4 protein-coding genes are annotated in these 4045 nt (G+C 73.9%); all 4 read right to left on the bottom strand.

From position 1 onward, the window contains the following. Positions 1 to 5: 5 nt before the first annotated feature. Positions 6 to 1523: an Asp-tRNA(Asn)/Glu-tRNA(Gln) amidotransferase subunit GatB gene (gene gatB, locus ND748_RS27040; RefSeq protein ID WP_251749035.1), complete on the bottom strand. Its 1518-nt coding sequence runs from the start codon at positions 1521 to 1523 to the stop codon at positions 6 to 8. A gap of 43 nt (positions 1524 to 1566) precedes the next feature. Further along, on the bottom strand, positions 1567 to 1842 hold the full coding sequence (locus ND748_RS27035; protein ID WP_251749034.1) for a hypothetical protein: 276 nt from the start codon (positions 1840 to 1842) through the stop codon (positions 1567 to 1569). A gap of 103 nt (positions 1843 to 1945) precedes the next feature. Continuing rightward, on the bottom strand, positions 1946 to 3511 hold the full coding sequence (gene gatA / locus ND748_RS27030; protein ID WP_251749033.1) for an Asp-tRNA(Asn)/Glu-tRNA(Gln) amidotransferase subunit GatA: 1566 nt from the start codon (positions 3509 to 3511) through the stop codon (positions 1946 to 1948). Between the two features lie 13 nt (positions 3512 to 3524). After that, positions 3525 to 3821: an Asp-tRNA(Asn)/Glu-tRNA(Gln) amidotransferase subunit GatC gene (gene gatC / locus ND748_RS27025; protein ID WP_044886236.1), complete on the bottom strand. Its 297-nt coding sequence runs from the start codon at positions 3819 to 3821 to the stop codon at positions 3525 to 3527. Positions 3822 to 4045 lie beyond the last annotated feature (224 nt).

The following is a 4045-nucleotide window of genomic DNA, read 5'->3' as shown; positions in this document are numbered from 1 at the left end:
GCCGGTCAGGACGCGCCGAGGCGCTCCAGCAGCAGGCCGCGCACGCTCGCCGCGTCCGCCTGGCCTCTCATCGCCTTCATCACCGCGCCGACCAGCGGGCCGACGGCATTGACCTTGCCGCCGCGGACCTTTTCGGCGATGTCCGGCGCCGCGGCGATGGCGGCGTCGACCGCCGCCGTGAGCGCCCCGTCGTCCGCGACGACAGCGAGGCCGCGCCCGGCGATGACCTCGTCCGGGGTGCCCTCCCCCGCCAGCACGCCGTCGATGACCTTGCGGGCGAGCGCGTCGGTGAGCCCGCCACCGGCGACGAGCACGGTGATCCGGGCGACGTCGGCCGGGCTGATCGCGAGATCGCTGGGCTGGCTGTCGGCGTCGGCGGCGCGTCGCGCCAGCTCGTTGAGCCACCACTTGCGCGCCGCCACCGGGCTCGCCCCGGCGGCCACGGTCTGCTCCACCAGGTCCAGCACGCCGGCGTTGCGCATGTCGGTCAGGTCCCGCGCGCTGTAGCCGTGCTCGGCGACGAGTCGGGCGCGGCGCGCCGCAGGCAGTTCCGGCAGGCCCACCCGCAGCTCGTCGACGTACTGCGTGGACAGTGCCAACGGGGTCAGGTCCGGCTCCGGGAAGTACCGGTAGTCCGTCGCCTCCTCCTTGGACCGGCCCGGCGACGTCCGCCCGGCGGCCTCGTCGAAATGACGGGTCTCCTGGACGATTCGCTCGCCGTCGTCGAGCCGGCCGGCCTGGCGGGTGATCTCGTAGCGCACGGCCCGCTCCACCGACCGCAACGAGTTGAGGTTCTTCGTCTCGGAGCGCGTCCCGAACGGCGCGTCGGGCTCGCCGGGGGCCGGCCGGCGGCGCAGGGAGACGTTCGCGTCGCATCGCAGCGAGCCCTGTTCCATCCGCACGTCGGACACGTCGAGGGCGCGGATCAGCTCGCGCAGCTCGTCGACGTACGCGCGGGCCACCTCCGGCGAGCGGACGTCGGGCTCGGTGACGATCTCGACGAGCGGGATCCCGGCCCGGTTGTAGTCGACCAGCGAGTGGGTCGCCCCGTGGATGCGCCCGGTGGCGCCCCCGACGTGCAGCGACTTGCCGGTGTCCTCCTCCATGTGCACGCGGGTGATCCCGACCCGGTGCACCTCGCCGTCAACCTCGACGTCGAGCCAGCCGTCCGTGCACAGCGGCTCGTCGTACTGGCTGATCTGGAAGTTCTTCGGCATGTCCGGGTAGAAGTAGTTCTTGCGGGCGAACCGGCACCAGGACGCGATGTCGCAGTGCAGTGCGAGGCCGATCATGACGGCGAAACGCACCGCCGCGGAGTTGACCACCGGCAGGGCGCCGGGCAGGCCGAGGCAGACCGGGCAGACCTGGGTGTTGGGCTCGGCGCCGAACGCCGTGGGACAGCCGCAGAACATCTTCGAGATGGTGCCGAGCTCGACGTGCGTCTCCAACCCGATCACCGGCTCGTAACGGGCGAGCGCGTCGGCGTAGGAGGGCAGCGCGCTGGCGGGAGCCGCAGTGCTCACCGGGGGTACTCCTCGTGGGTCGCTGGGTGCGCAGGTCGGCCGGTCATGACGACGACTCGTCGGCAGAGCCGGAGCTGGAGCCGGGCTCGGCGGAGGTGGATTCGGCGGAGGTGGATTCGCCGCCGCCGGGTCCGGCGGGCGGGCGGGTGTCGCGCAGGTGCACGTAACTGAGGAACACCGCGGCCGGCAGGCCCAGCACGCCCCAGATGAGCAGGATCGGGTTCAGCGTGGCGATGCCGAGACCCAGCACCACGACGGTCAGCAGCCAGACCACGACGACCAGCAGACGGTCCTGCCGCCCGCTGCGCAGACTCACCATCGCCGGCCCCTTCCGTCCGACCCCGACCCGGCCCGCACCCCCTGGCCGGCCCGCATCTTCTGGCCGGCCCGCATCTTCTGGCCGGTCCGCATCTTCTGGCCGGTCACAGCGCCGGGGCCTCGTCGAGCAGCGCATGGCCGCGCCGGGCGTCGAGCGCCTCCTCCAGCGCCCCGCCGACCAGGTAGAGCCGGTCGTCGGCGAACGGCGGCGCCATGATCTGGATACCCACCGGTAGCCCGTCCACCAGGCCCGCCGGCAGGCTCATCGCCGGGCCGCCGGCCAGGTTCGACGGGATGGTGCACAGGTCCGACAGGTACATGGCGACCGGGTCGTCCACCTTCGCCCCGATGGGAAACGCCGGGGTCGGGGTGGTGGGCGAGACCAGCACGTCGACCCGCTCGTACGCCGCGGCGAAGTCCCGACTGATCAACGTGCGGACCTTCTGCGCCTGGCCGTAGTAGGCGTCGTAGTAGCCCGAGGACAGCGCGTAGGTGCCGAGGATGATCCGCCGCTTCACCTCCGGACCGAAGCCGGCCTCGCGGGTGCGGCTCATGACCTCCTCGGCGCCGGCCTGGCCGTCGTCGCCGACCCGCAGCCCGAACCGCATCGCGTCGAAGCGGGCCAGATTGGACGAGCACTCGCTCGGCGCGATCAGATAGTAGGCCGCCAGCGCGTAGGTGAAGTGCGGGCAGCTCACCTCGACGACCTCGGCGCCGAGCTCGGTGAGCGTCTCCACGGCGGCGGCGAAGGCGGCCTGCACCCCTGGGTCGTAGCCGTCGCCGGAGAACTCCCGCACGACGCCGACCCGCACGCCGCGGATGTCACGCCGGCCCGCCGCCTCGACCACCGCGGGCACCGGCACATCCACGCTGGTGGAGTCCAGCGGGTCGTGGCCGGCGATCGCGGCGTGCAGCAGCGCCGCGTCGGTGACGGTGCGGGTCAACGGACCGGCCTGGTCCAGCGAACTGGAGAAGGCGACCAGGCCGTAGCGGCTCACGCCGCCGTAGGTGGGCTTCACCCCGACGAGCCCGCAGACCGCGGCCGGCTGGCGGATGGAGCCGCCGGTGTCGGTGCCGATCGCCAGCGGCGCCTCGAAGGCGGCGACCGCCGCCGCGCTGCCGCCGCTGCTGCCGCCGGGGATGCGGGTGGTGTCCCACGGGTTGCGCGTCGGCCCGTAGGCCGAGTTCTCCGTGGACGAACCCATCGCGAACTCGTCCATGTTGACCTTGCCGAGCAGGACGACGTCGGCCGCGCGCAACCGGCTGACCACGGTCGCGTCGTACGGCGCGTGCCAGCCCTCGAGGATCCGGCTGCCGCAGGTGGTCGGCATCCCGCGGGCGGTCAGGACATCCTTGAGCGCCAACGGCACCCCGGCGAGCGGGCCGAGGCGCTCCCCGGCGGCCCGGCGGTCGTCGACGGAGCGGGCCGCGGCAAGCGCACCCTCGGCGTCGACGTGGAGGAAGGCGTGGATGGTGTCGTCGACCTTGGCGATGCGGTCGAGCGCGGCCCGGGTCGCCTCGACGGCGCTCAGCTCGCCCGCGGCGATCGCCGCCGCCGTGGCCGCGGCGGTCAGGTGCACGACGTCGGCCGCGGCGGCCGGGGCGGTGACGGCGGCTGCGGTGGTCCCCGCGGCGGCGGTCGTGGTGGAAGGTGTCAGATGGTCCGTCATGCGGGCGGCGACCTCACTCGTCCGGATCAAGGATGCGGGGCACCCGGAAGCGGCCGTCCTCGGTGGCGGGGGCGCCGGCCAGGGCCTCGGCGGCGGTCAGCGACGGGCGGGCCACATCCGGGCGGAAGACGTTCGTCAGCGGCACGGCGTGACTGGTCGGCGGGATGTCCGCCGCGGCCACCTCGGAGACCCGGGCGACCGCCGACAGGATCGCCTCGAGCTGCGGTGCCAGCGCGTCCAGCTCGTCGTCGGTCACCGACATCCGCGACAGCCGGGCGAGATGGGCTACCTCGTCCCGCGTGATCCCCATGGCGTGTGGCCCCTTCGTGGGCGGTGGGCGCGAGGCCCGTGACTGGTCGTGCGTGCCGCGGGCGGCAGCCGGGGAAGCCGGGGACTCCGGGCCGCCCGAAGGCTGGCCGCAGGGGAGAACCGGACCGGACGCTTCGCCGCGTCGACGTCATGTCATGGTACGGGCCGCGGCGCGACCGGAACGGACCCCGCCCCGCCGACCTGCCGGCCGGACCGGCCCCGCGG

Origin of the sequence: Frankia sp. AiPs1 (assembly GCF_023716945.1) — a bacterium.
In the GTDB taxonomy this organism is placed as follows: Bacteria; Actinomycetota; Actinomycetes; order Frankiales; family Frankiaceae; genus Frankia.
Note: the sequence above shows the minus strand (reverse complement) of the source record. Positions and strands in the feature narration are given on the sequence as shown.

Bases quoted from the DNA above. Each gene is read 5' to 3' on its own strand.
- ND748_RS27035 (WP_251749034.1), bottom strand. From the start codon at position 1,842: ATGGTGAGTCTGCGCAGCGGGCGGCAGGACCGTCTGCTGGTCGTCGTG.
- gatA (WP_251749033.1), bottom strand. From the start codon at position 3,511: ATGACGGACCATCTGACACCTTCCACCACGACCGCCGCCGCGGGGACC.
- gatC (WP_044886236.1), bottom strand. From the start codon at position 3,821: ATGGGGATCACGCGGGACGAGGTAGCCCATCTCGCCCGGCTGTCGCGG.